This window comes from Allofournierella sp. CML151, assembly GCF_027853465.1.
In the GTDB taxonomy this organism is placed as follows: Bacteria; Bacillota; Clostridia; order Oscillospirales; family Ruminococcaceae; genus Allofournierella.
Map to the genome: position 1 here is coordinate 282381 of NZ_JAPNNW010000001.1, position 25162 is coordinate 307542.

Annotated in this window: 23 protein-coding genes and 1 pseudogene; 16 read left to right on the plus strand and 8 right to left on the minus strand. The window is 53.4% G+C overall.

From position 1 onward, the window contains the following. Positions 1-4: 4 nt before the first annotated feature. Positions 5-751, plus strand: a complete 747-nt coding sequence (locus tag PH256_RS01410) for a hypothetical protein (RefSeq protein ID WP_087184349.1) — start codon at positions 5-7, stop codon at positions 749-751. 234 nt (positions 752-985) lie between these two features. Here PH256_RS01410 and PH256_RS01415 read toward each other — a convergent pair whose 3' ends face one another. After that, positions 986-1882 (minus strand): NAD(P)/FAD-dependent oxidoreductase, encoded by an 897-nt coding sequence (locus PH256_RS01415; protein WP_270912682.1) that lies wholly within the window; start codon positions 1880-1882, stop codon positions 986-988. Between the two features lie 240 nt (positions 1883-2122). Here PH256_RS01415 and PH256_RS01420 point away from each other — a divergent pair. Together PH256_RS01420 and PH256_RS01425 are read left to right on the plus strand one after the other, a co-directional pair. Further along, positions 2123-2293 (plus strand): annotated as a pseudogene (locus PH256_RS01420) (helix-turn-helix domain-containing protein); the annotation flags it as partial. A gap of 60 nt (positions 2294-2353) precedes the next feature. Further along, positions 2354-2983 (plus strand): LysR substrate-binding domain-containing protein, encoded by a 630-nt coding sequence (locus PH256_RS01425; protein WP_270912721.1) that lies wholly within the window; start codon positions 2354-2356, stop codon positions 2981-2983. Between the two features lie 44 nt (positions 2984-3027). Here PH256_RS01425 and PH256_RS01430 read toward each other — a convergent pair whose 3' ends face one another. The 7 genes from PH256_RS01430 to PH256_RS01460 all read right to left on the minus strand — a co-directional run bounded on the left by PH256_RS01430 (position 3028) and on the right by PH256_RS01460 (position 12877). Next, positions 3028-5430, minus strand: coding sequence for an ABC transporter permease (locus tag PH256_RS01430; RefSeq protein ID WP_270912683.1), 2403 nt, complete (start codon positions 5428-5430; stop codon positions 3028-3030). Between the two features lie 171 nt (positions 5431-5601). Continuing rightward, positions 5602-6267, minus strand: a complete 666-nt coding sequence (locus PH256_RS01435) for an ABC transporter ATP-binding protein (protein ID WP_270912684.1) — start codon at positions 6265-6267, stop codon at positions 5602-5604. A gap of 153 nt (positions 6268-6420) precedes the next feature. After that, positions 6421-7593, minus strand: coding sequence for a sensor histidine kinase (locus PH256_RS01440; protein WP_270912685.1), 1173 nt, complete (start codon positions 7591-7593; stop codon positions 6421-6423). Between the two features lie 107 nt (positions 7594-7700). After that, the gene (locus tag PH256_RS01445; RefSeq protein WP_270912686.1) at positions 7701-8411 is read right to left on the minus strand and encodes a LytR/AlgR family response regulator transcription factor; all 711 of its coding nucleotides are present in this window, start codon (positions 8409-8411) and stop codon (positions 7701-7703) included. Positions 8412-8880: 469 nt separating this feature from the next. Continuing rightward, complete coding sequence (locus tag PH256_RS01450) at positions 8881-9738, minus strand: sugar phosphate isomerase/epimerase family protein (protein ID WP_058965521.1); 858 nt, start codon at positions 9736-9738, stop codon at positions 8881-8883. 37 nt (positions 9739-9775) lie between these two features. Beyond that, positions 9776-11311, minus strand: coding sequence for a Na+/H+ antiporter NhaC family protein (locus PH256_RS01455; RefSeq protein WP_087184676.1), 1536 nt, complete (start codon positions 11309-11311; stop codon positions 9776-9778). Between the two features lie 3 nt (positions 11312-11314). Next, positions 11315-12877, minus strand: a complete 1563-nt coding sequence (locus tag PH256_RS01460) for an amidohydrolase (RefSeq protein ID WP_270912687.1) — start codon at positions 12875-12877, stop codon at positions 11315-11317. Positions 12878-13280: 403 nt separating this feature from the next. Between PH256_RS01460 and PH256_RS01465 the strand changes: the two genes are divergently transcribed. The 13 genes from PH256_RS01465 (at position 13281) to PH256_RS01525 (ending at position 25141) form a co-directional block, all read left to right on the plus strand. Next, positions 13281-14036, plus strand: a complete 756-nt coding sequence (locus PH256_RS01465; protein ID WP_270912689.1) for a GntR family transcriptional regulator — start codon at positions 13281-13283, stop codon at positions 14034-14036. A 180-nt stretch (positions 14037-14216) separates the two neighbouring features. Further along, a complete protein-coding gene (gene frlD / locus PH256_RS01470; protein WP_087171845.1) occupies positions 14217-15044 on the plus strand; it encodes a fructoselysine 6-kinase in 828 nt (275 codons plus the stop codon). Between the two features lie 45 nt (positions 15045-15089). Further along, a complete protein-coding gene (gene frlC, locus PH256_RS01475; RefSeq protein ID WP_242868427.1) occupies positions 15090-15923 on the plus strand; it encodes a fructoselysine 3-epimerase in 834 nt (277 codons plus the stop codon). Between the two features lie 34 nt (positions 15924-15957). Next, on the plus strand, positions 15958-16809 hold the full coding sequence (locus tag PH256_RS01480; protein WP_058965528.1) for an amidohydrolase family protein: 852 nt from the start codon (positions 15958-15960) through the stop codon (positions 16807-16809). Between the two features lie 21 nt (positions 16810-16830). Then, a complete protein-coding gene (locus PH256_RS01485) occupies positions 16831-17253 on the plus strand; it encodes a secondary thiamine-phosphate synthase enzyme YjbQ (RefSeq protein WP_058965531.1) in 423 nt (140 codons plus the stop codon). Between the two features lie 457 nt (positions 17254-17710). Continuing rightward, the gene (locus PH256_RS01490; RefSeq protein ID WP_270912690.1) at positions 17711-19072 is read left to right on the plus strand and encodes an amino acid permease; all 1362 of its coding nucleotides are present in this window, start codon (positions 17711-17713) and stop codon (positions 19070-19072) included. Between the two features lie 101 nt (positions 19073-19173). Further along, positions 19174-19920 carry a GntR family transcriptional regulator gene (locus PH256_RS01495; RefSeq protein WP_087184671.1) on the plus strand — a complete coding sequence of 249 codons (747 nt, stop codon included), beginning with the start codon at positions 19174-19176 and terminating at the stop codon, positions 19918-19920. Next, entirely contained in the window at positions 19917-20714 is a 798-nt protein-coding gene (frlD, locus tag PH256_RS01500) for a fructoselysine 6-kinase (RefSeq protein WP_087184670.1), read from the plus strand. The genes PH256_RS01495 and frlD (PH256_RS01500) overlap by 4 nt, the downstream gene beginning before the upstream one ends. Positions 20715-20750: 36 nt before the next feature. After that, a complete protein-coding gene (locus tag PH256_RS01505; RefSeq protein ID WP_058965539.1) occupies positions 20751-21470 on the plus strand; it encodes a GntR family transcriptional regulator in 720 nt (239 codons plus the stop codon). A gap of 27 nt (positions 21471-21497) precedes the next feature. Next, a complete protein-coding gene (locus tag PH256_RS01510; RefSeq protein ID WP_058965541.1) occupies positions 21498-22298 on the plus strand; it encodes an alpha/beta hydrolase in 801 nt (266 codons plus the stop codon). A gap of 57 nt (positions 22299-22355) precedes the next feature. After that, positions 22356-23417 (plus strand): SIS domain-containing protein, encoded by a 1062-nt coding sequence (locus tag PH256_RS01515; RefSeq protein ID WP_082669636.1) that lies wholly within the window; start codon positions 22356-22358, stop codon positions 23415-23417. 81 nt (positions 23418-23498) lie between these two features. Beyond that, a complete protein-coding gene (locus PH256_RS01520) occupies positions 23499-24326 on the plus strand; it encodes a BtpA/SgcQ family protein (RefSeq protein ID WP_087184668.1) in 828 nt (275 codons plus the stop codon). Positions 24327-24361: 35 nt separating this feature from the next. Continuing rightward, positions 24362-25141, plus strand: a complete 780-nt coding sequence (locus PH256_RS01525) for an HAD family hydrolase (RefSeq protein WP_158096434.1) — start codon at positions 24362-24364, stop codon at positions 25139-25141. Positions 25142-25162 lie beyond the last annotated feature (21 nt).

Below are 25162 nucleotides of genomic sequence, written 5' to 3' on the forward strand. Positions count from 1 at the left end.
CCGCTTGCGGGTATATTCCGACGGCATTCTGGAATACAGCCAGTGGAAGGAAGAGCTCTTCTGGCAGGATGATGAGCAGGAAAAAATTGCCCGGGCGTTTCAGGATGATCGCGGAAAAGTAGATCCTCATGTGGAGGGACTGGTCTATCAGGATCCCGATAATATCCATGTGATCCGAAAAACAGATCGGTACACATTGCCGGAAATCACTCTGCTGCAGGAACTGTTGGCTCGAACCCCCAATGGCGAACAGTTGAGCGTGGAGCCTCTGGCAGCGGTTGTGCAGAATATGTTTTCTGATGCCCCGGAAAAAGAGCGGCAGGCACTGGAGATCATTTACAGCGATCTGTTGGCGCTTGCTCCGCAAGCCACACGCAAACAACTGTCCAGTTGCCTTAGACTTCGCACGGTATTGGGGCGGCGGGTGAATGAGGAAATCTTCGCACGCACTGGTGTGCTGCTCGGCAGCGGAATGAAGCAGAACAAAACAAAGGAACAACTTTTTGCAGGGACGTTGGATATCCGCCTGTTTACACAGGACGATGCCCAATACTATTACAGCGGCCCTTGCGGTCAGTCATTGCAACAATCGCTGGCGCGTGCGTGCTGCATCCGCAAGATCACAGCCACTGGCGGACAACCTCAGTTTGCGGAGTATCTGCCCCTGATGGAGGTGGATTTTGTGCGCGCCAGTGCGTGGACGGTGCTTCCGTTTCCCTTCAAATATCTGCGCGAATGGAAGCCGCAATAAGCGTGCAAATCAACACTTGTTGCCTTTCACCGAACATCAGTAAGCCCCCTGACGCAGGTTCCCTGTATCAGGGGGCTGTTGCTTTTCCTTGGGACGAAACCGTGAAATGTAAAACTCCCGGGAACATTGAATTGTTCCCGGGAGTTTTACAGGTGTGATGTGGAGAAATTATATAGAAAGAAGGATAGCAAAGTTCAAAATCTGAAATAAATTGTGCCTTGCACTCTGCTGCAATCACATCGCCGCATTGATGGCAGCAATTGCACCATCGGATACAGCGGTAGCCACCTGCCGGACCTGCTTGACGCGGATGTCGCCGGCCGCATAGACACCGGGAATGGCGGTTTCCATCTTCTCGTTGGTGGGAATGTAGCCATCCTGCAGCGTCAGTTCCGTGTAGAGTTCGGTGTTGGGCACAACACCGGCGTAAACGAAGATTCCGCAGCCGGGATCTTCCACGCTCTCGATGCTGCCGTCGTGCACGTTGGCAATTTCCAGACGCTCCACCTGATCCTGACCATAAACGGCATGAAGCCGGGAAGCCAGCCGCAGAGAAATGTTGTTGGTGGCAGCGATCTTCTGGAGAAACTCCGGGATACAGCCCAGCTGCTCCTCGAAGTGAATGATGGTCAGATGCTTGGCAAAGGAAGCCAGATACAATGCCTCTTTCACGGCACCATCGGCGCCGCCCACCACATAGACATTTTTGCCTTTATAAGCAGCACCGTCCCGGGCGGCATTCATTCCCATTCCTTTGCCCGCCAGTTCGATTTCACCGGGAATGCCCAGTTTGCGGGGTGTACCGCCGTTGGCCAGGATGACCCGCCGGGCTTCGTAAGTGCCCTGATCAGTGGTCACGGTCTTGATATCCCCGCTCAGCTTTACGCCGGTCACGGCAGCCTGAACAATCTCAACACCGGCGTTCAGTGCCTGCTCCTTCATGCGGGCGGCAAAGGTGGCGCCGGTTTCCTGGGACTGAATGGCCGTGTAATGAGTAACGGTGGAAACCTTTCCGATGATACCGCCCACCTGGGCTTTTTCCAGAACCAGTGTGCGCTGGCCGCGGCTGACTGCATAAATGCCGGCGCTGATACCGGCAGGACCTGCACCGATAATGATAATGTCATACATAGTGATCCGTTTCCTTTCTGTTTGTGGCAGGCCCGGCAAAATCGGGGCCAATGCCTGGTTTTGAAAATGTGGAAGATCAGACGCGGCAGGCCTGGTCCGGCATTGCTCATCTGCCAGAAAAAGATTTTTGAGGTTTCTCTGCATCCCTTCCTGAGCTGCCTTGATTATATCGCACTTTGTTGATAAAATAAAATGAAGAATTATCATATGTTAATAAATCTACGTAATAGGTGATGTGCAATGCTGGATCCTCGCTGGAATACCTTTCTTGTCTTGTGCGAAACCATGAATTATACCCGGGCGGCCGAGCGGCTTTGTCTGACACAGCCCGCTGTGACCCACCACATCCATTATCTGGAGGATCACTATGGGTGCCGGCTCTTTTCCTATGAAGGCAAGGTGCTTCGTCTGACGGAAGCCGGGGTGAAACTGCGGGAGTATACCCGTTCTCTGGCCTACAACAGCCGGAAGGTGGAGGAATCCATGATGGCGCCAAAGCCGCTTTCGCTGCGGATTGGAGCGTCAAAAACAATAGGAGAATTCGTGGTTGCTTCCAAGGTGGAACGTTTTCTGCGGGATTATCCCGAAGCGTCTTTTTCCTTGATTGTGGACAACACTCAGGTTCTGCTCCGGATGCTGGAAGCGGGGAAGCTGGACTTTGTGCTGGTGGAAGGCTTTTTTGATGGTAGCCGGTATGAAACTACTTTATATCGGAAAGAGGAGTTTTTCGGCATCTGCCCGCCGGGGCATCGATTTGCAGGCAGGGCCATATCCCTGACGGAACTGGAATCGGAGCGGATTTTGATCCGGGAACCCGGTTCCGGTACCCGGGCCATCTTTGAAGAAGCGCTGCGGCGGGAAAATCGCACCCTCAAAAGCTATCCGAATGTGGCGACCATCAGCGATTTTTCCACCATCAAATCGCTGGTGGCCGATGGATGGGGCGTTTCATTCCTGTATGCTCCGGCGGCATCCAAAGAACTGGCGTGTGGCAAACTGGCCCGCTTTGATCTGGCGGGGCTGCCCATGAGCGGAGTTTTTTCCTTTGTGTGCCTGAAAGACAATCTCTTTGCTGCCGACTGGATTGAGTGGATGCGATGAGATCAGAACATGGCAGATTGTCATGGATAGGTTTAAATGTCTTTTCAATCGGTTGCCCGCAGCCGTTCCACGATGCTTTGCTTTTCCAGATTTTTAAAGCTGATGCAGGGGATGACGATTGCAAACAAAATCAGAATCGGGGTGCAGATAACCAGCGGCAGCAGCGTGAAATGGAAGGTTGCCGTCCAGTCTCCAGCCACCATCATGCGGACGCCGATTCCAACAGTCAGAGCGCCTAAAACGTAGGATGCCAGTAAGGTGATTCCGGCGTAATATAAGCCCTCGTCGATCAGCATACGCCGAAGCTGCCGTTTTGTCATGCCGATGCTCTGAATCATGGCGAATTCCTTCTGGCGGGAAACAATCGCCGTTACCATGGAATTGACGAAATTCAGAACCCCCACAAAGGAAATGATCAGACTGATGGCAAAGCCCATCACGGTGTTTGCCCGGGTCTGTTCCTGGTAATGCGCGATCAGCGTGGATTTTGCCGTGTAATTCAGGCTCTTGTCCACATCATGCCGATATTGAATCAGTATTTCCTCCGCCTGCGGCTGGTATTCCTCGGCCACATCAAAGAACAGCTTGCGCAAGGTGTTATCCGGGTACATGGCCCGGAAGGTATCGGCAGGAAGATAGAACGAAAGGAAGTCCGGCGTACTGCTGTTCACGCCCTCGGTAATGGTGGGGATATCCGCCACGATTGCCATCACCTCATACAGCTGCCCATTCAGCTCCACCGTATCACCAACGGAATAAGTCGGCTGTGTTTCTTTCTCACTGTCCTCCGCACCAGTGGCCGCTTCCATCACCACATAGCCCCCGGACAGGAATTTCTCCTTATCAAAGGTGCCATCCAATATCCTGTTGTCCTGTGCAAAGGTGTCCAGAATCAGGCCGTCAATGCCGTACAGAATGGAAGTGCATTCGCCGCTGTCGATCATCTCGTGGTAAGCTTCTGCCAGCCCTGCATCCGTTGCTTCCATATAGGTCAGCCGGTCATCAGCATTATAGTAGGTCTGGATGTTTTTAAGAGCAGACGCCCCGATCTTATGCGTAAATACCTGCGAATACAAACGCCCGGTTGCCTCCAGTCCGGTAAGGTTCTCGATGTTCTGCACCAGCTCCGGGGAAATGGTGGTGCCGTAGGGATTGTAGGTTCCAAAGGTGGAAGAAATCGAACTGTCCTCTACCTCAAAATCACTGATAACCGTCTGGCTCATGTACTTATCAATGTCGAAGCTGGCATTTTTCGCATAGACGCAGGAAAGCAGCACAAGCCCCAGCGTCAGGGAACAGATGACTGTAATGGTGCGCTTTTTGTTCCGGCCCAGGTTCACCAGAGCCATCTTCGGAATGCTGGCCCCGCCGGTGCTTTTCTTTGTTTTCCGTTTGCTGTTCGTTCCGGCGTCGGTGTAGCGCAGAGCTTCTATTGGGGAAACCTTTCCGGCGATTTTCGCAGGCTTCATACAGGAGATCAGAACTGTCAGATAGGCAAACAGCGCAGAGCCGATGAAGAGATAGGGATCGACCGCTGTTTTGGCTCCTCCTGCTGTGCCGGTTATCATGACCGGCACCAGCACAGCCCCCAGCAGGTACCCGATCACAAGCCCAATAGGAATCCCAATCAGCGACAGACGGTTGGCCTGCCCGTAAATCAGCTTCTTCAACTGCCGTTTGGTTGCACCCAGGGTTTTCAGACGGCCATAAAAGCGGATGTCGCTGGCAACGGAGATCTGAAAGATGTTATAGATGATCAGATAGCCGCTGGCAAATACCAGAACCATGCAAATTGCCATGGGCAGAACTTCACGGATGATGTTCTGGTTCATGGTGGAATCATAAGCGGCGTTGGGGGAAAGAGACACATGGGACAGGCCGGTGTCGGTCAAAATCTGCCGGGCCGCCCCTTCCAGATTGCTATCACTGTACAGGTCGAGATGGAGCATCACCGTTCCAAATATCTGTCCGTTTGCAAGCTGTTCCGCCTGATCGATGCCTGCACACTGGCTTTGCACAAAGGATTCGGAAACCCACGCCATACTTGCCATGGCAGCGGAATTCCCGTCCCAGTAGCCGGAGAGGGTAAAGGTGCTGGTGGCGATTTCTTCGCTGTTTAAGTCCTTGCGCCATTGCAGGGTGATTTCCTGCCCCAATTCATAAGGCAGCCCCAGCTTATCAAGGGTGATGGTGTCCAAAGCAATTTCAGTTTCCCGCACCGGCATGGTTCCCTCGGTGGGATAGGAAAAGCTGGAGCGGGCATAGGGTTCATCCGCAGAGCGGATTTCCACCTGCCGCCCGGTCAATTCCTCATTTTCAGCAATTCCAACCACAATGCTTTTTCCGAAATCCCGAACGGCTTCATGGGTGGTGATCTTTTCTGCATCCGCGTCTGTCATAATGCCGGAACTTAAATGGCTGTTATATCCGGCCTGCTGAAAATTCATGTTTCGCAGGTTTTCCACCATGCTTTGAGACAATACAAACAGGGAGGTAAACATTACCGTTGTCAGAGCAATGGCAACCACGGCAACCAGATTGCGGGTTCTGTTTGCCTTGAAACTGCGGTTTGTCAAGGTGCGAATCATTGATTTCTGCCGTTTCATGGGATCACCGCCTTACTCTGCAATCCGGCCATCTTCAATACGGATGGTGCGGTCTGCCTGTGCTGCAATTTCCGGGTTATGGGTAATCATGACGATGGTCTGGTGAAATTTCCGGCTGGTGACCTTCAAAAGTGCAATCACCTCATCGCTGGTCCGGCTGTCCAGATTGCCGGTCGGCTCGTCGGCAAGGATGATCGCCGGTTTGCTGGCCAATGCTCTGGCAATGGCGACGCGCTGCTGCTGGCCGCCGGAAAGGGTATTGGGCATATTGTAGAGTTTCTTTTCCAGACCCAGCAAAGCCACGATCTCTTTGATGAATTTTCGATCCGGCTTCTTGCCGTCCAGCTGGATGGGCATAACAATGTTTTCATACACATTCAGAACGGGAACCAGATTATAGTTCTGAAAGATAAAACCGATCCGCTGGCGGCGGAACACAGTCAGGTCCTCGTCCTTCAGCTTGCCCAGCTCGTAATTGTCCACCTTGACCGAGCCGGAAGTGGGGCGGTCCAATCCGCCCAGTATGTTCAGCAGGGTGGACTTGCCGCTGCCGGAGGTGCCGATGATGGCAACAAATTCGCCTGCCTCAATGGAAATACTCACGCCGTCCAGTGCCTTCACGATATTCGGCGCGGTGCCGTAATGCTTGGTCAGTTGATTGGTGCTTAAAATACTCATGCTCCATGCCCTCACTTTGCTGTTTTTTTCTTCATTGTATCCGGGCACAGGAAAGGCACAATGAAAAATGCGTAAACTAATATCCACAGTGAAAAAACTAACACGACACAAAAAGAAACGCCGCTTCCGGAAAAGAAGCGGCGTCAACCCCAATCAGGGAATGGGAATCAGAATTTTCAGAAGATAAGTTCCGTCGTTTGGACGGAAGCTGCATTGGCCGTCGTATTTCTCAACGGCCTTTTTTATGTTGGGAATACCGAACCCGTGAACAAAATAGTCGCATTTGGTGGTGCCTCCGGTGGACGGTATCCCCGGCGGGGTACTGTTTTCCACAGTGATGAGCAGCATGTCCCGCACGCGCTCGGCTTTCACGGTGACCAGCCGATCCTCTTCCGGCAGCTGTTCGCTGGCCTCCATTGCGTTGTCGATGGCGTTGCCGAATATGGTGCTGATGTCCAGCGGTTCCAGAAAGTCCATCCCCTTGAAATCAACCAGGGCAGAGAAGTCGATCTTCCGTTCACGGGCCTTGGCGGCTTTGTCCTTCAGGATGATGTCCAGAAACTCATTGCCGGTGTGTACATAGTCCTCATAGTCTGCAATCTGAGAGCGCAGCGCCCGGGCCATCTGCCGGGTCTCGGCGGTGTTCTGCCTGCTTTCCATCACAAGCAGGTGGTTTTTCAGGTCGTGGTAGATGGAGCGGACACGTTCTTCTTCGGCAATGCGATCCTTGTAGTAATCCCGCTGAATCTCCATCTGCTGCACCCGGTAGGCAGTTTGCATGGAATCGTAGATATACGCCGCCAGATACATGCAGCCGAAGCTGGAAAAGATGGAGGCCCCGCAGATGGGGTAAACGATTGCAGTCTGTTCGGGCATAAAATAGATGATGGTGAAGATTGCCACGAAGGAGGAAAGAATCAGCATGTCAATGATCAGCCAGGTTTTTGTGTTCAGGTGGGACGGGATCTTTTCCAGAAACCGCCGCAAAACCAGCCATGCGCCGATCCAGAACAGCAGACGCAGCAAAAGGGATGCCGTGTGAATGGCGGTGCTGATGAGCGCCAGTTTTGGAGACTGTAACGTATCCTCATAGCTTGCCCCGGTCACTAGCTTAAACAGGCGTCCGCCGATATCCAGCATCAGGTAGTTCATGGCAATGAGTGCCGGATAAAACACCAGCAGCACAGACAGCTTTTCCATAAACGTTCCGTGGTAAAACAGCAGCACAAAGAGCAAGAACAAAAGCATTGTGCCGAACAGGCTTCCCGGGTCGTTGGAGTAGATAATGGAGTCGGCCAGAAAGCCGCAAACCAGAAACGCGATCACTTTCAGAATCAGAGGCTCCCGAAGGGGAAGAAAGGACTTTAAAATCAGGAAGAAAACCGCCGTATACCCCCATGCCAGCAGAAAAGAGAGGGCCTCGAAAAGGTGTATCACAAAAAATCCCCCCAATAATCGGTCAGCCGCTCCATGAATTCCTTTCGCTTTGGCTGGCTGATGGGAATGATTTCGCCGGTAATCAGCTCGATCTCCAGCTTTTTGATGCCCTTCACATAAAACAGATTCACAATATAGCTGGTATGGCAGCGTGCAAAGTCTCTGTCGCAAAGCGCCCGTTCCATCTCTTTCATGCTTTTGTAGCAGATGATGTTTTCCTGCTCGGTATGAACCATCAGATTGCGGTTAAAGGTTTCGATATAACGGATGGATTTCAGGGGGACCTTGTATTTGCCGGTATCGTTGGCAATCACCAGAGAGGGGGCATCTTCTTTCTGGCTTCGTTCAATGAAGTGGTCCAGCTCCGATTTGAGCCGGGCATATTTCATGGGCTTGATGATGTAGTTGGTGGCGTGATATTTATACCCTTCAAGCCCGTATTGAGTGAGTGTAGTCAGGAAAATAATGCCCACGGTTTCATCCATCTGCCGGATTCGTTCCGCCGCATGGAGACCATCCATCAGTTTCATCTGGATGTCCAGAAAAATCAGGTCAATGGTCGGATCGTATTTCTCGATCAGCTCCATGCCGTCATAATACGGGGTGATTTTTATATCCCGCCCGGTCTCCCTGCTGTATTGGTTCAGCAAGCCGGTCAGATATTGAACGAAGTCCTTTTCGTCATCACAAATTGCCAGATGCAGCACTGGCTCACCTGCTTTCGCTGTACCTGTCTGTGAACAGGCTTAATCTACTTCATTGTATTTCATTTGCCAAAAGAATACAAGAAATTGGAAAAGACGGGTTTCTAAAACTGCATCAGGCGAAGAATAGAAAACACCCCGGCGGCAGAAAATTGTCGTGCTGAAATCCTCCCTGACTGAGATTTCAGCGCGTTTTTATGCTACAATAAAACCAGAAAAATTCAGTGTCCTTGATTGCAGCAATAATCGGTGTTATAACAAAATATATATTTGCGCTGCAGCTTTAAACACCCGCCAAGATATTTTGAGGATCGGTGAGTTACAAAAGAAATCGCGGATGCGTAATAAAAAACAGAACCCTCTGAATTTCCAGAGGGTTCTGTTTTTTATGTGCTTCACATATTACAAAGGGAGAAAATATATGAAGTGTTGTGCACAAGGCTCTCGCGGTATTGCTGTTCAAAAGCTGCTTTCATTGCCTTTCAGGCAGAAAATTACGCAGATATTCCACCGATTGCTGAATGGATGTGTGAGGATCCTCCCAGTAGATGGAGTCGTTGATCTCAAGATCGATGCAGCCACTATACCCGAAATGTTCCAGTGTACGGATATAGCCTTCGAGTTTTTTACGACCAAAGTTACCGGAACCAACAATTTCGTGATGACTGTCAGAATAATGAATCCACTGGATTTTGTTACCCAGTTGTTGGTAGAAGCTTTCTAGATTGTCTCCGGCTACCTCCATGGCGACCAGATCCACACAGGTCGCGAGCGCAGGGGAATCAACCTGGTGCAGCATCTGTTTCATGTCTTCCAGGTTCAACAACAGGTTGCTTTCATAGGGTTGCAGCTGTTCCAGCATTAGGGTAACGCCCATCCGTTCCGCACGTTGTGCCAACTGTTGGAGGCTATCTACCGTTCGTGCCCAGCCATCTTCCCGGTTTAAGTTACGGGGGTGACAGCCAGTATTTAAAAACAGTTTGTCCGTGCCGAATTCCAATGCGTCTTCCATGCTGGCTTCCATGTAATCCAGTGTTCGATCCCGCAGAGCGCGGTCAGGAGAGCTGTAGCTGAAGGGGTAGCCTAAGGTTTCAGGCGTATAGATTACGACCTTCATTCCACGGTCCTCAATTTGCCGACGCAACTCCCGGATGCGGCGGGCAGCAGCGGGACCCCAGGGGTAGTCCAAGCGGCAAAAGTGGGGGCTTCCGCCCCATAAATCGATATTGTGGATGCCACATCGATCCATGGAATCCAAGAAATAATCGAAGGTGTACTGAACATACTGGACGCTCATGACGGCAAGCTGATCCAATGTGATGACAGACATGGTGCAACCTCTCCTTTTTCAAAATGAAATGAGTATCTTATAGGGAAGAACATACACTTTGGCGATGAAGAATAAAAAGGGTGGTCAGCAAGCAGCTAAGGCTGGTTAGAAGCATCAACGGTAGATTGCCATTAGTGAATCCTGCTACCAGATAGCCGACAATGCAACAGGCGCCTACCAATAGAGCGTAGGGCAGTTGGGTAGTCACATGTTCCAGATGATTGCAGCCAGCACCTGTACTGGACAAAATGGTTGTGTCTGAAATAGGAGAGCAGTGATCGCCAAAAACGCTTCCACCCAGAGTGGCCGACAGAGAAACGATGACCAGATTTGGGCTCAGAGTAGCTGCCACTGGAATGATAATAGGAATCAGGATTCCAAAGGTGCCCCAAGCAGTTCCGGTGGAAAAGCTCAGGAAGGCTGCTGCCACAAAAATCAGTGCGGGAAGAACTGCACCGGGAATGTTGCTGGCTGCCATGATGTTTTTTACAAATACATCTGTTTGCAGTAGGTCTCGGCAAACACCACTGATGGTCCAGGCAAGGACCAAAATCATGATGGCGGGAACCATGGCGGCGATCCCTTTGGTCACGCCGTCCATGAAGTCACGAAAGCGTATCAACCCACGGGGAACAAATTGCACAAAGGCGCAAAGTAACGCTGCAAATCCACCCCAGGTGAGAGCTTGGCCAGCGTTACAGTTGCCCAACGCCGCGGAGAAGTTGCCGTAGAAGGCAGGGTCTGTCCCCCAAAAGCCACCGCTGTAAAGCATACTTAGGATCGAGCAAAGAATCAGCATGCCGATAGGGAGTAACATATCCCATACTCGACCCTGGCGGCTACCCTGAGGGAGTTCCTGAGCGGAAGAATTCACCACACCCAAGTCGCCCGTCTGTTCAGCACGGGCTTCTAGCTGGGCAATCCGACCAAAATCCAGGTGTGCAGAGCAAACAACGATTACGGTAACAATGGTCAACAGCGCATAGAGGTTGTAAGGAATAGTAGCACAGAATGCGGCAAAATCACTAGGGAAGGCGGCGGTATCCCGCAGATTGCTGCCCACAGCTGCTGCCCAGGAGGAAATGGGGGCGATAATGCAGACTGGGGCAGCAGTGCTGTCGATGATATAAGCCAGCTTCGCCCGGGAAACTCGGTGATGGTCAGTGACTGGCTGCATGACGGTGCCGACAGTAAGACAATTGAAGTAATCGTCGATGAAAATGAGGCAGCCCAACAACCCGGTGGCCAGCATAGCCGAGCGCTTGCTTTTCAGCTTGCGGCTGGCCCAGTTGCCGTAAGCAATGGAGCCACCAGCCATGGAGACGACGTGGACCAGGGCCCCCAGCAGACAACAGAACAGAATGATATATAGGTCCACAGTTTGTATTGTCATGTCGAACATGATCTGAATTGGTGCTACAACCGGATTTAGCTCCGCCATTACTGCATAAATAATCGTGCCGGACAAAATACCAATCAACAGAGAGGAGACAACTTCCTTGGTGAGCAGAGCCAGTACGATAGCCAGAACTGGAGGAAGAATGGAAAGTGCCCCCGCGTATACAGATGTCAAGGCTTATCCCTCCGTAGACCAGACGTCGTATACAACGGCGCCGTTCACCAAAGTGAGACAGACCTTGGCCTTACGGACCTCATCGATAGGCATCGCAAAGACGTTAGCGTCAAGAACAGCGATGTCTGCCTTATTGCCCGGCGCCAGTGTACCGGTGTCCCCTTCACGGTACATATCGTATGCGCCGCCGCTTGTCCAGGCCTGTAATACTTCGCTAACTGTCAGTGTGTTCTCCGGGTGGAAGGGCTCGCCACCTTCAGGAAATTTTCCGGTGACACTGTGATACAAGGACTGTGGGATGTCATCAATGACCAGAGGAAGATCGGTGCCACAGCACAGCAAGACGCCGCTGTCCGCCATTTTGCGCCGATTCCAGTAACCAGCCCCGCGCTCAGTGCCCAGCTTTTCCTCGATCATACCCACCTTGCCCGCACGGTCGGCGATGGATTGAATTTGAGGATAAAATTCGCAAATTACACCCAATTGGCCCATTCGTTCCAGGTCCTGTGGATCGCTGAATTCCGCTTCGGTAATGGCATGCCGGTTACACACCTTTCCTCGGGAATCTCGGCAGCATTTTTCGTAAATATCCAGCACGCGCGCCACAGCGGCGTCGCCCTGTGCGTTCAGCGAAAAACGGAAGCCTTCCGCGTCGGCCTGCAGCACCTCGCGCTCGATCAGTGCCCAGTCGATTTCTTGAGCACACTGTGTATCCGGTGCACAGCGATAAGGCTGTTTCAGATATCCACACATCTGGCTGATAGAGCCGTCAGTCATGCGGTTAAAGCCGGAAAATCGGACGAACTCACCCTGGAACCGCTGTCGCATTCGGCGTGCGTAATCCAGATTTGCGCCTTCTTTGACGGGCTGACTCATAAAGTGCACGCGCAGCGTCATAGCGTTGTCCCGTTCCAGTTGCTCCAGCACCTCCGGGAAGGTGCTGAAGGTATCATAGCCAATCTCCTTGACCGAGGTTACACCTTGACGGTTCAGCATCTGCATATAATGTTGGAACAACGGTTTGGAGAAGGCATGGTCGGCCAGAAACTCTTCCATCAGTCGCCAGAAGACCTCATTGCAGTCGGCGCTGTTGTCAAAGCCGTACCGCTGAATTGCTGCGCTATTGATCCAGAAAGTCTCAGCGCCTGCGGCAAACAGCACGGCGGGACGGTCCGGAAAAATACGGTCCAGATTCTGAGGTCCGCCGGTGACAATGGTCGGGTCCCAGCCATGCCCCCACACCGGTTTCTCAGGTGGAAGGCTGTTGGCATAGGTCAGTGCTATCTGACCGATCTGACTGCTGTCTGTAGCGGGGGAGAGGTCCACGCCAAGATAGTTCAGCGCCCATCCGGTAAAAAAGGTATGCGCGTCGGCAAAGCCGGGGCAGATGGTCCGGTTCCCCAGTTCGTACACGGTGGAGCCATGGGCCAATTCGGAGGGAAGATCTCCCTGTACAACCTGCAGGATACGCTCATCCCGGATAACCACATATCCGGAGAATGGTTCTGCGCCAGTCCCGTCGAAGATACAGTTGGATCTCAGCACGATCTGCGTATGTTCTGCCATACTTACGTCACTCCTTAGCATTTTGCTAACGGACGCTGGAATGAAGTGGTCAGCGTACCGCGCAATGTTTTGCAAGAAAATCCGAAGTGGTAAGCCCGGTGTGTTATGTATTTCAGGCGGTGTTGGTCCTGACACGCTGTCCTGAATTTGACCAAATGATAGCATGGGTATTCGGTCATTTCAAGGTGTTAAAATCATTTTTGGAGGATGACACAGAAAGGAAAAACGGAATCTTTCAGGCTGCCAAAAATTGGTCTGCTTTGGCCGATTTCAGATGAACCAACTCCTCGGGTCAGGACGAATGGAATTTCTTGACTTGGCTGGGAGTGGAAGTATATGATAATCGAAACTGGCAGTATCACTACTGCCAGAAAAGAAGGAAGGGGGGAGCCGACGGATGGTAATGAAAAAAGACGAGACGTCCCGACGAGCAAGTTGGAGCGGAATCGCTGAGCAGCTGGAATATTGGATTGAAAGTGGCAGACTGCAGGCAGGCCAGCGCCTACCCAGTGAAGAGTCGTTGGCGAAGGAGCTTGGCTGCCACCGTGATACACTGCGTACGGCTATTCGATGTTTGGCGGGTGAGGGAAAGTTGACCCGTCGGAAGGGGAGCGGATTTACTGTGGCAATGCCACGTTTTCGGCGCAATCTCTATGATTTTGAACCTTTGTGGTATTTCCTGCAACAGAACCGACGTCAATTTACCAGCCGAGTAATCTCCATGGAAAGGCTCAAGCCTGTGCCACGAGTGGCGAGGCTCCTGAAACTGAACGAGGCGGGTGAGGCCTATCGACTTTGTCGGCTGCGTTTTCTGGATGGCACGCCAGCCATTTTGGAAACCACATATCTATCTGCGTTGCGGGTACGGGATCTGGAACGGTTTGATTTGGCTAAGAACAGCCTGTTTGAGATTATGGCTACAGAGTATGGGATTTATGCAGATTCCGGTAACCAGACGCTGAGTATTACTTATGCAGATGAGATGGAAGCCGAATTACTACAGATTCCGGTGTTGCAGCCGTTACTCCTGCTGCGGGGCGTAACACGGGATGACTATGGAATTCCTATCGAATCCTTTTCTGCGGTGATTCGCAACGACCAGTTCGGTTTCGAGGGGATTTTGCGGGCTGGGGAGCCAGATTCCCGGGAACTGGTCTGAGCGCGGAAGAAAAAGCACACCAGTTTTCTCTCTTTCCACGGAGAATACCTGATTTTTTTTGGTTAAGCTCGTGATTGACCCTCTAGTTTACCCGGCGCTATACTAATTTTTAGAAAAGTGGTTTGCAACGAAATGCGACTCATCTATTCGAAAATCAAGTATACGGGAGGTAACGAAACGATGCGAGCAGCAATGATTGGTGACAACTGTATCGACCACTACACGGAATACGTGGACCGACAGGGAAACGTGTTCCATGATCGCAAGTATCCCACGGGCAACGTGGTGGACACCGGGGTCAACCTGCAGAAATTGGGGATGAAGACCTCCATCATCAGCACTACCGGCAGCGATGAGAACGGGCAGTGGATGGTGAACACCCTGAAGGGCGAAGGGTTGGATGTGAGCCATCTGAAGGTGGGACAAGGCCCCACCGCCATCACCTACATGACGTTGAATGGCAATGACCGGGTACATGGAGATTACATCGAAGGAGTCCTGGAACATATCGTGTTTGATGAGGAGGACATCGCATTTGCTGCCGGGCATGATCTGGTGCACACCGCACTGTGGGGAAATGCCCAGGATGCACTGCCCAAGATCCGCAGTTGCAGCCAGGCGGTAATCAGTTTTGACTATGCGGATCGACTAGATCATCCTCTGGTGGAGAGTACACTTCCTTATGTGGACATCGGGTTTTATTCGTACCATAAACAGCGGGACGAATTCATCGAGGGCTATCTGAAGGACAAAGTGGATCGAGGCATGAAGGTCGCAGTGGCCACATTCGGAGAATTGGGCAGTCTGGCTTACGATGGCCGGCAGTTTGTCCAGTTTGGCGTGGTGCCGGCGGCTGAGGTGGTCAATACCGTGGGTGCGGGCGACAGCTTCATCGCCGGATTTTTGTATCAGTATATGAAGGGGGCAGCGCTGGAAGCTTGCCTGAAGCAGGGAGCGACGGTAGCTTCCAGTGTGGTGCAGGTTTTTGAACCTTGGGTCACAGACTGAGATACGCATTCATAGAGAACAAATTCATAACAGGAGGGTTTTGTCATGATGAAACTTGGTATGTTCACATCCGGTTACCAGCGCAACCCGTTGGAACATTGCTTCCAGGATGCAAAGGAATTCGGCTATGATTACATAGAGCTTTGGGGAGGGCGGCCTCACGCCTATGCACCGGATCTGAAAGCGGGCGATATCAACGAGGTGCGGCGTCTGATTGAGAAATATGAGATGCCGGTGCTGGGCTACACCCCGGAACACAATGCTTACCCCTACAACTACATGATTGGCAGCGAGGCCCAGCGGGAAGACGCGGTGGAATATCTGAAACTGTGCCTGGACATGGCCAAGGAGATGGGGGCGGAATATATGCTGACCAGCCCCGCCAACGGTGGGTATCTTGCCACCTACGACGAGTTATGGCCCCGTCTGGAAAAGACCATCCGGGAACTGGGAGAGCATGCGGCGAAGGTGGGGGTAAAGCTGACCGTGGAAGCGCTGACCCCGTATGAGTCAAACTTCTTTACCCGGGCCAACGATCTGGCCGAACTGTTCCGCCGGATCGACAACCCGTACGTGGTGGGCATGTGCGACGTGGTGCCGCCTTTTGTGCAGCATGAGAGCATCATGGCCTACTTTGACAAGCTGGGGGACAAGATGGATCATATGCACATCATTGACGGGGAACAGGGAACGGACAGCCATATCATGCCCGGTGAGGGAAGCATGCCTCTGCAGGAGATGTTCCACGAACTGGCTCGTATCGGTTACGACCGAACTGCCACACTGGAGCTGGTGCTGGGGTATATCAACGAACCCCGCATGTATGCTCGCCGAGCGGTGGAAAACGTGCGCGCTATGATGGCACATGCGGGTATGTGACCCGTCGAATCAACGGAAAGGATGTGAAGGACCTTTGTTTATCGATATTCATGTACATCCCGCATTTTTTGAACCCATCAACCAGGACGAGCAGCGAGAGGAACTGCGCCATCGGGAACTGGATATCCACCGCAACGGAACCGCCCCGCTGGAGCATATCTTCAACCAGATGCGCTGCGCCGGGCTGGACCGACTCTGCCTGTTGGGCCAGGATTACACCAGCACGGTGGGGGATACGCTGGTGAGCAATGAAGAGATCCATCAACTGGTTGGACTGGCGCCGGACCGCTTTATCGGATTTGCGGGAGCGGATCCGCTTGCACCGGGCGCGGTGGATCGGCTGGAGCATGCCTTTGCGGATTTGAAGCTGCGAGGCGTGAATCTTCATCCCGGCCGCCAGCATTTCTATCCTGCCGACGAGCGGTTGGAGCCGATCTATGCGCTGTGCGAACAGTATGACCGGCCGGTGATGTTCCATGCGGGCCTTTCCTGGGAGCCGGATACACTGACCAGGTATTGCCATCCTCTCTGCTTTGAGGAGGTGGCAGCCCGGCATCCCAAACTGCGCATCTGTCTGGGTCATTTTGCATGGCCCTGGGTGCGGGAGACTGCGATGTTGATGGTGAAGTATCCCAACGTGTACGCCGACACCGGTGCGCTTTATTTTGACTGTGCCCGGGAGTTTTATCAGCAGACCTTTACGCGGGATATCCCGGTCACCTGGATCGATCGATCTCTGCGCCACCAGGTCATGTTCGGGTCCAACAATCCCCGCTTTGAACAGATTCGCATGGCCCAGGCACTGGATCAGCTGGGGTTGCGGGACAGTACGCTGGAGCTGATTCGGGGTGGTAACGCCCTGGAGTTTTTGGGCGGTTCTCTGTAAGGGTGGAAAGGAGAAGGGGCAATGTATATCAAGCCAATCGTACTTTTGACCAAAACCTATAACGAGATGGATGTGATCACTCCTCAGGTGGAGCAGATCGTAAAGGAAAGCGGGATTCAGAACGGAATGGTTACCGTGCTGACCAAGCACACCACCACGGGAATTACGGTGAACGAGGCCCTGGAATGCTTGGAAAGCGATATTGCGCTGTTCCTGCAGCGGCAGGCGCCGGAGGATGCACCGTACAGCCATGCCCGCATGCTGCGGGATTACGGATCTACGGCCGGCAATCCCACCGGTCACCTGAAGGCGTATCTCACCGGAAATCATTGTCATTTCCCTCTGGTCGAGGGAGAAATGATTCGGGGCGGTGCGCAGGATATCTATTTCTGTGAGTTTGACGGTCCGGCGAAACGCACCATTCTGGTCATGATCCAAGAGTGAGCAGGCGTTAAAACAAAGCGGACGCAAAAGGGCGGAGTTCAGAATGGATTTATTCCTTTCGAACCCCGCCCTTTTCTGTCGAAAAAGATCGACGGACGGCGAAGAAAGAAAGGGCTGAAAACGGAACGGAAAACAGGGTGGGGAAAAGTGTGTGGGAAAAATTCCCAAAAGCGGTATGCCTGTTTATTTATTAACGTACGGTTTGAGGATTCAAATGTTGGACTATCCACAAAGAGAAAATGAGATTTTCCTGCACAACGCCAAAATTTGGGCACTGTGCTTTTTATTTCGGGAATTATATTGATGGCGTTTGTTCATTATGCTAGAATAATTGGCGAAGTGGTATGAAAAACCCGATGTGTTATGTGATGAAAGCCAATTGCCCTCGAGTGGTCCTAACGGGGGCGAAATCATTCCGGCAGCAGCCGGGATATCGTTGTGTGAAAGGAGAATCCGCATGTCGAAACACGAAACAACGACTGCACCCAGCGCGGAGCTGGGACGCAAATTAGGGCTGGGCGCTGTGATCGCATTGGGCGTCGGCACCACCGTTGGTTCCGGTATCTTCTCGTCTCTGTCTGAGGTGGCCAATGCCGCAGGAAGCAGCCTGTTCCTGGTGCTTGCCTTCCTGATCGGCGGTCTGCTTCAGGTACCTGCCAACTTCTGCTACGCAGAATTGGCTTCCGCATTCCCTGAGGATGGTGGTCAGTATGTTTACTTCCGTGAAGCCGGGTCCCGCCCGCTGGCCTTCCTGTGCGGCTGGATCAGCTTCTGGGCCACCGATCCCCCGTCCATCTCCATTATGGCGCTGGCGATCGTTAACTACCTGGCTTACTTCCTGCCCATGCACGGCATCGTGCTGAAGATTGTTGCTACGGTTTTCGTGCTGGTGTTCATGATGGTGCATCTGCGCAGTGTGGAGGGAGGCGGCAAGTTCCAGACCTTCATCACCGCCCTGAAAATTCTGCCCTTTGTACTGATTATCGGTGTAGGACTGTTCTTCATGAATGGGTCCACCCTGCTGTCGGCCACTCCTCTGGCGGGCACCACGGTCACCGGAATCACGGCGCTGCTGGCCGGTATCTCCGCCACCACTTGGTCTTTTGACGGCATGGGCGCTGCCTGCTACATGTCCGGCGAGATCAAAGAGCCCGAGAAGAATATGCCCCGTGGTCTGATTCTTACCGCGCTGATCGTTCTGGGCCTGTATGTGGGCCTGACCTTCGTAGCTTCCGGCCTGCTGAGCATCGATGAGCTGGCTTCTTCCGATGCGCCCATCGCGCTGCTGGCCTCCAAGATCCCCGTAATCGGCCAGGGCGCCGACGTGGTGGTTGCGATCATGGCCATCATCGTGGTGATCGGCTCTCTGTCCAGCTGCATCATGTTCCAGCCCCGCATCGAGTACGCGATGGCGCGTGACGGACTGTTCTTCAAGCAGTTTGGCCAGGTGCATCCCAAATACCAGACACCCGCGTTCTCCATCGTTGTTCAGTGCATGGTGGCTATCGTTCTGATCTTCGCCTCCAGCCTGTCTGATCTTCTGGGTTACTTCACCGTGATCGCATTGCTGAAGAACTTCCTGACCTTCGGCACCATCTTTGTGCTGCGCCGCAAGGAGCATTACAAACCCACCTACAGAATGCCCGGCGGATACGTCATGCCGGTAATCGCCATGGTGATGACTGCCACGCTGATCTACTCCACCTTCATCTGGTCCGCGCTGCCCAGCATCATTGCTGCAGTGGTGGCGGTGGGCACCGGCCTGCCGGCTTACTACCTGATGGAGCGGCAGAACCAGAAAAAGCAAGGGAACGCCTGATCGTTTCCGCAAACCACAACAGTGAATCGGCCGACCGGATTTCCGCGGCTTTAAGCCGCGGAAATCCGGGACCGGCAATTGGATAAGGAAGACGGGATTCTATGGAACAGCAATTTCGCGCACGCCCGCGGGACCAGGCAACGGAACAGATTGAGTGCTATATTTTGCAGAACGATCTTGCACCGCATTCCAAGCTGCCCAGCGAACGGGATATGTGCAGCATGTGGCAAATGAATCGGACCACGCTGCGCAGCGCGATCCGCCGACTGATTGTAGAGGGCAAGGTGTACCACCGCAAGGGGGCGGGTACCTTTGTGGCGCCGCCCAAGCTGGAGCGGACGCTGCAGGATGTGAAGTCCTTCACCGATCAGGTTCTGCAGAACTACCGCAGCATGCAGACCCGGCCGCTGGACGTGCGAACGGCAGCGGCCCCCCGCTCGGTGGAAAGGAAGCTGGGGCTTGCGGAGCAAAGCCCGGTCTTCCAGCTGCGGAGACTGCGCTGTATCAACGGACAGCCGGTGACGATTGAGGCCAACTACCTTGATCCGGCAATCTGCCCGGGGATTGAGCAGTACGATTTTTCCAATGAATCCTTCTACAACGTGCTGGCACATTACGGCATTACGGTGGATCATGGTCACCAGACTATCGGTATCACTTACGCCACCGAAGGGGAAAGTGAACTGCTTGAGGTTCCGGTGGGGGCGCCGCTGTTCTATGTGTCCGGTATCTCGTTCGACAGCCAGAACAGGCCAATCGAAGTGTTCAAATCTGTCACGCGCGCCGACAAGATCCGGTTTTCCAGCATCCTTACAACACAACCCAAAGAAAAGGTGGAACAGTTATGAAACTGGCAGCAGTTGGCAGCAATTGCATTGATTATTATAATAATGTGGAGGGCGGAACAGCCTATCCCGGCGGCGGCCCGGTGAACATGGCGGTTTACACGGTGCGCAACGGGGGCCAGGCCTCCTACATCGGGCCGGTGGGCGACGATGTGTATGGGCAGATTATGGCCGAAGCTATGACCCGCAAGGGTGTGGACACGAGTCATCTGCACGTGCTGCACGGGCATACGGCGGTTTCCCAGGTGACCCTGGTGGACGGTGAACGGGTATTCGGCGACTATGACGAGGGCGTGCTGGAGCAGTACACCCTGTCGTCGGAAGATATGGATTTCATCAGCACACATGACGTGGTGGTGTGCGACCTGTGGGGCAAGGTGGGCCGTTTCTTCGGCCAGCTCCAGCAGCGCGGGGTAAAAACCGCATTTGACTGTGCCACTCGTCCCGGAGACGCCGCTTGCGCGGAGGCAATCCCCTATACGGATTATCTGTTCTTTTCCTCGGATGACGGAGACACCGAAACCCTGCGTGAGCTGATGAAGGTGCTGCACAGACAGGGGCCCAAACTGGTGATTGCCATGCTGGGCGAGCAGGGAAGTCTGTGCTTTGATGGTCAGACCTTCCATTCCTTTGGGATTGTTCCCTGCCCCAATGTGGTGGATACGATGGGTGCGGGCGACAGCTACATCGCTGGTTTCCTGCATGGCCTAGTGGACGGATTGCCCATTGAGGCGTGCATGGAAAAGGGAGCCGCAACCTCCACAGAAACATTGCAATATTTCGGCGCGTGGCTGTAACCGGTCCCGCATAAGCCGAACAAGAAAGGACTCGACATGGAACACATCGGAACTGGACTTGTCTCTTTGCAGCTGCGGGAGATCATTCGCGCACAAATTGAGGAAGGGATATACCCTCCCGGCACGGCGATCCCACCGGAAAACGAACTGGCAGCCCAATATGATGTGAACCGTCTGACCGTGCGCACAGCCATTGGAGCCCTAGTGTACGAGGGACTGCTCAAGCGGGTGCAGGGCAAGGGCGTCTATGTGCTGGGGGAAAAGATGAACCGGGACCTGGACAATCTGGGCGGGTTTACGCAAACCATCCGGCAGAAAAACGCGGTGCCCTCCACCCGAATCCTCACCAAGGCGCTACGCCCGGCGGGAAACAAGTATGCGTTGGTCTTCGGGATTCAGCCGGAGGACTCCATCTATTACATCAAGCGTATCTGCTATGTGAGCGATGAGCCGGTTTCGTTGGAAGAGGTTTTCATTCCGCATTATGTGGTCCCGAAGCTGGAAGGAATCGATCTGTCCGTCTTTTCTTTGTATGAGGTTTATGATTTTTATCACGTGCGCCCCAAACAAGCGCGGCAAACGCTGGACCTGGCTGTGCTGGAAGCAAACGACGCGCGTCTGCTCGGCATTTCATGCGAGCAGGCCGTGATGCTGTTCGAGTGCACCAGCCAGGATGAAAACGGTCGGGTGATTGAGTTTTCGCGCAACTATACCCGGGGCGACAAGTGCAATTTTACCGTTCATTTTCAAAAATGAGCGTGCCCTGTGAAGGGAGGGCTTGTAATGGGGTTGTTCCGCGGGGAATTTTATTCCCAAAAGCTCCGCATGACCACCCAGTTGTATGTGATCTTCCCGGACCCCTCCAACGATGTAACTCCGCTGTGGACGGGGGAGCCCAGGGTTCTGTATCTGCTGCATGGCCTTGCGGCCAACGCCAGCGAATGGACCCGCTTTTCCAAAATTGAATACTATGCCAAAAAATACAATTTCATTGTGATCATGCCGGAGGTCCAGCGCAGTTTTTACTGCACGGCCCGGTACGGCCCGGACTATTTCGGGTATGTGGCCGACGAACTGAGTGAGTTGTGCAAAACCTGGTTTCGACTACCCGAAGCAAGAGCCTCCACATTTATTGCGGGGGAAAGCATGGGCGGTTACGGGGCGGTCAAGGTGGCCCTGCGCAGGCCGGAGTGCTTTGCCGCCTGCGCAAGTCTGTCCGGCGTGATGGATTATGCCGCCATGGTGGAACGGGTCCGCAAAGGAGAGTGGCCGGATGTGCTGTCCCAGGAACTAGACGCCCTTCACGGAATGGGCATGCCGCCTGATCCGCAGGAGGACTTGTTTCAGCTGCTGAGGGACCGGGCCAACGACCCTGGGCGCCCCGGGCTGCTGCAGATCTGCGGCACGGAAGATTTTTTGTATGCAGACAATCTGCGCTTTCGGGATGCGGCCAGAGCGGCGGGATATGGACACACCTATCTGGAATGGGCCGGAGAGCATGCGTGGCCCTTCTGGGATGTGGCGATCCAGCGGGCGTTCCAGTATTTTTGCGGAATGGACCTGCAGACCAGCCCGATTTTCTGAGCCGGCGCTTGGCGGGAAAACTGCATGATAGTATGAAAGAGAAGGAGCATTTGTATTATGGTTACGACTTCTATGTGGAACGAACAGACCGGTGCGTGTCTGCGTAATTTTGATGAAAAAGAATCTCTGGACAGTGTAAATGGCGCGCTGGCACTGCGTGGCCAGATTGAACAGATCATCGACCAGATCTGGGCCGATGGTTTCGACGGGATCTATTTTATTGGTATCGGTGGCACCTACGCCTCCAGCATGCAGGTGGAGGTCTATATGCGCGGACACTCCAAACTGCCGGTGTTCGTGGAGAATGCCGCCGAATTTTTGACCACGGGCAACCGTCGATTCACCGATCGCTCGGTGGTGATCCTCTCTTCGGTTTCCGGCAACACCAAGGAGATGGTACAGCTGGTGGACCGGGTGCATCAGATTGGCGGCAGGGTGTTCAGCTTTATCGACACGCCGGGCAGTGTGCTGACCCAGCCGGACAAGCAGGATTATCTGGTGGTCTATCCCAAGAACGAACAGCTGAAATTTTATATGGTAGCGAACTACCTGATGTACAAAAACGGCGAGTTTGCGGACTATGACCGGTACAACCGGGAGATGGAGGCTCATCTGGCGCAGGTACTGGTGGATGTGGAAAAGGAGTCCGATGCCTGGGCCTACGATTACGCCAAGGCCTGTGTCGCGTTCCGGAACGAGCATCCGGACCTGCCGCGCTACTTCATTGGTTCCGGCAACCAGTATGGTGCCACCTATTCCTACGCCATGTGCTACTGGGAAGAGCAGATGTGGATTCGCACCAAGTCCATCTCCTGCCAGGAGTTCTTCCACGGCATGCAGGAGATTGTGGTGTGGGACACCCCCGTTACCCTGTTTATGGGCGAGGATGAGCAGCGTCCGCTGGCCGAACGGGTGGCGCGTTTCCTGCCCAAGGTGTGCGGCAATTATACCATCATCGATACCAAGGAGTTTGCGTTGAAGGGCATCAGCCCGGAATTCCGCGGCACGATTTCTCATCTGGTGATGCACGGTGTGAACAATCGCGTGGACGCTTACATGGAGCTGTTCCTGCGCCATCCGCTGTCGATACGCCGCTACTACCGCCAATTTGAGTATTGATCCATTTACAGCACGAGCCGCCGCAGCGATTCCTTGCATGAGTCGTTGCGGCGGCTCTTTTCAAAAAGGAGGATGCTAACCATGCTTTGGAGTGAAATCTTATTCGGCGTAAAAAAGCCCATCATCGCTATGCTGCATCTGGACCCACTGCCTGGCGATCCCCGCTTTCGTCCGAACACCGCGATGGAAGAGATTGTGGAACATGCCCGGGCGGACCTGCAGGCGCTGCAGGAGGGCGGCGTGGACGGGGTGCTGATCAGCAACGAGTTCAGCCTGCCCTATGAGCGACAGATGAACTTTGTGACCCCGGCGGCCATGGCCTATGTGGTGGGGCGGCTCAAGCAGGATCTGAGAGTCCCCTTTGGCGTGGACTGCATCTCGGATGGGCGCGCCACGATTGAGCTGGCCGCCGCGGTGGATGCAGACTTTGTGCGTGGGACCTTTTCCGGCGTGTATGTGGGAGATGGAGGCCTGTATAACAATGATTTTTCCAAATTGATGCGCCGGCGTGCGGAGCTGCATCTGCAGCAGCTTCGGATGCTGTATTTTATCAATCCGGAATCCGACCAAAACCTAGATAACAGGCCATTGGCAGACATTGCTCGATCCACTATTTTCAAGGTCCATCCGGATGGATTATGTGTTTCAGCCAATGCGGCCGGACAAGATGTGGACGAGGAGCTGATTGCCAGTGTCAAACAGGCTGCGCCTCAAACGGTGATCCTGTGCAATACAGGATGTCGGCCAGATACCATTGCCCGTAAGCTGGCGGTGGCGGATGGAGCAGTAGTGGGGACCTATTTCAAGGAGGGCGGTAGACTGGAAAACGAACAGTTGGAGAATGTGCGGGTGTGCGCTGACCGGGTCAGGGAGCTGATGCGGGTAGTGTACCAGGTGCGAGCCAGATGAGGGGGCATAAAGATAGCAACAGAGTTCCGGCCCTGTTGGTTCTGGATCTGGATGGCACTACTTGCGATGACCAGGGGAACATCAGCAGGGAGAACCGGCGAGCGTTGCAATGGGTTCGTAGTCAGGGGAATATGGTCTGCTTTGCCACTGGTCGTCGAGAGGTGGACATGCTTCCACTGGGAGACGTGTCTGACTGCGCCGACTATCTGTTGCTGAACAACGGGGGTAAGCTAGTAGAGACCGGCAGTGGCCGGGTATTATTCCGGGAACGAATTGATCCAGTGTCGGCTCGGCAGCTGGTGGAATTTTGCTTGCATCATGACTATCTGTTACATGTACTGGCTGGACCGTTATGGGCGGTGAATAAGGAAAATGACAGTCTGAGAGAGTATGCTGATCAGTTGGGGGTTTGGCCCAGCCGATTTCAACACTGTGATCAGTTGCCGCTGGATGACATCGAGGGCTTTACTGTGACCCAGGACTGGAAGCCCGTGTGGGAGTTTGTGCGCCGCAAGGGGCTTGCACTCAGTGTTACGCCAAGCGACCCTACCAGTGTAGACATCATGGCACCGGGAATCAGCAAATGGAACGGTATTTGTCGCCTGCTTTCGCTGCTGCCGGTTCAACCGTTCCGGATCATTGCTGTTGGGGATTACGATAACGACATTGAAATGATTAAGAACAGTGACATCGGTGTAGCAGTGGCCAACGCGCGGCCTCATGTCAAGGGGGCGGCAGATTATGTATCTCCTTTTTGCAATAATGAAGATACAGTGGCCCATATTGTTGCACATTTTTTCGAAGAAATTCAATGAACTGTGCGAATAGTTGTGAAG

Bases quoted from the DNA above. Each gene is read 5' to 3' on its own strand.
- PH256_RS01415 (WP_270912682.1), bottom strand. From the start codon at position 1,882: ATGTATGACATTATCATTATCGGTGCAGGTCCTGCCGGTATCAGCGCC.
- PH256_RS01430 (WP_270912683.1), bottom strand. From the start codon at position 5,430: ATGAATTTTCAGCAGGCCGGATATAACAGCCATTTAAGTTCCGGCATT.
- PH256_RS01435 (WP_270912684.1), bottom strand. From the start codon at position 6,267: ATGAGTATTTTAAGCACCAATCAACTGACCAAGCATTACGGCACCGCG.
- PH256_RS01450 (WP_058965521.1), bottom strand. From the start codon at position 9,738: ATGTCTGTCATCACATTGGATCAGCTTGCCGTCATGAGCGTCCAGTAT.
- PH256_RS01460 (WP_270912687.1), bottom strand. From the start codon at position 12,877: ATGGCAGAACATACGCAGATCGTGCTGAGATCCAACTGTATCTTCGAC.
- PH256_RS01465 (WP_270912689.1), top strand. From the start codon at position 13,281: ATGAAAAAAGACGAGACGTCCCGACGAGCAAGTTGGAGCGGAATCGCT.
- frlD (WP_087171845.1), top strand. From the start codon at position 14,217: ATGCGAGCAGCAATGATTGGTGACAACTGTATCGACCACTACACGGAA.
- frlC (WP_242868427.1), top strand. From the start codon at position 15,090: ATGATGAAACTTGGTATGTTCACATCCGGTTACCAGCGCAACCCGTTG.
- PH256_RS01485 (WP_058965531.1), top strand. From the start codon at position 16,831: ATGTATATCAAGCCAATCGTACTTTTGACCAAAACCTATAACGAGATG.
- PH256_RS01490 (WP_270912690.1), top strand. From the start codon at position 17,711: ATGTCGAAACACGAAACAACGACTGCACCCAGCGCGGAGCTGGGACGC.
- PH256_RS01495 (WP_087184671.1), top strand. From the start codon at position 19,174: ATGGAACAGCAATTTCGCGCACGCCCGCGGGACCAGGCAACGGAACAG.
- frlD (WP_087184670.1), top strand. From the start codon at position 19,917: ATGAAACTGGCAGCAGTTGGCAGCAATTGCATTGATTATTATAATAAT.
- PH256_RS01505 (WP_058965539.1), top strand. From the start codon at position 20,751: ATGGAACACATCGGAACTGGACTTGTCTCTTTGCAGCTGCGGGAGATC.
- PH256_RS01510 (WP_058965541.1), top strand. From the start codon at position 21,498: ATGGGGTTGTTCCGCGGGGAATTTTATTCCCAAAAGCTCCGCATGACC.
- PH256_RS01515 (WP_082669636.1), top strand. From the start codon at position 22,356: ATGGTTACGACTTCTATGTGGAACGAACAGACCGGTGCGTGTCTGCGT.
- PH256_RS01520 (WP_087184668.1), top strand. From the start codon at position 23,499: ATGCTTTGGAGTGAAATCTTATTCGGCGTAAAAAAGCCCATCATCGCT.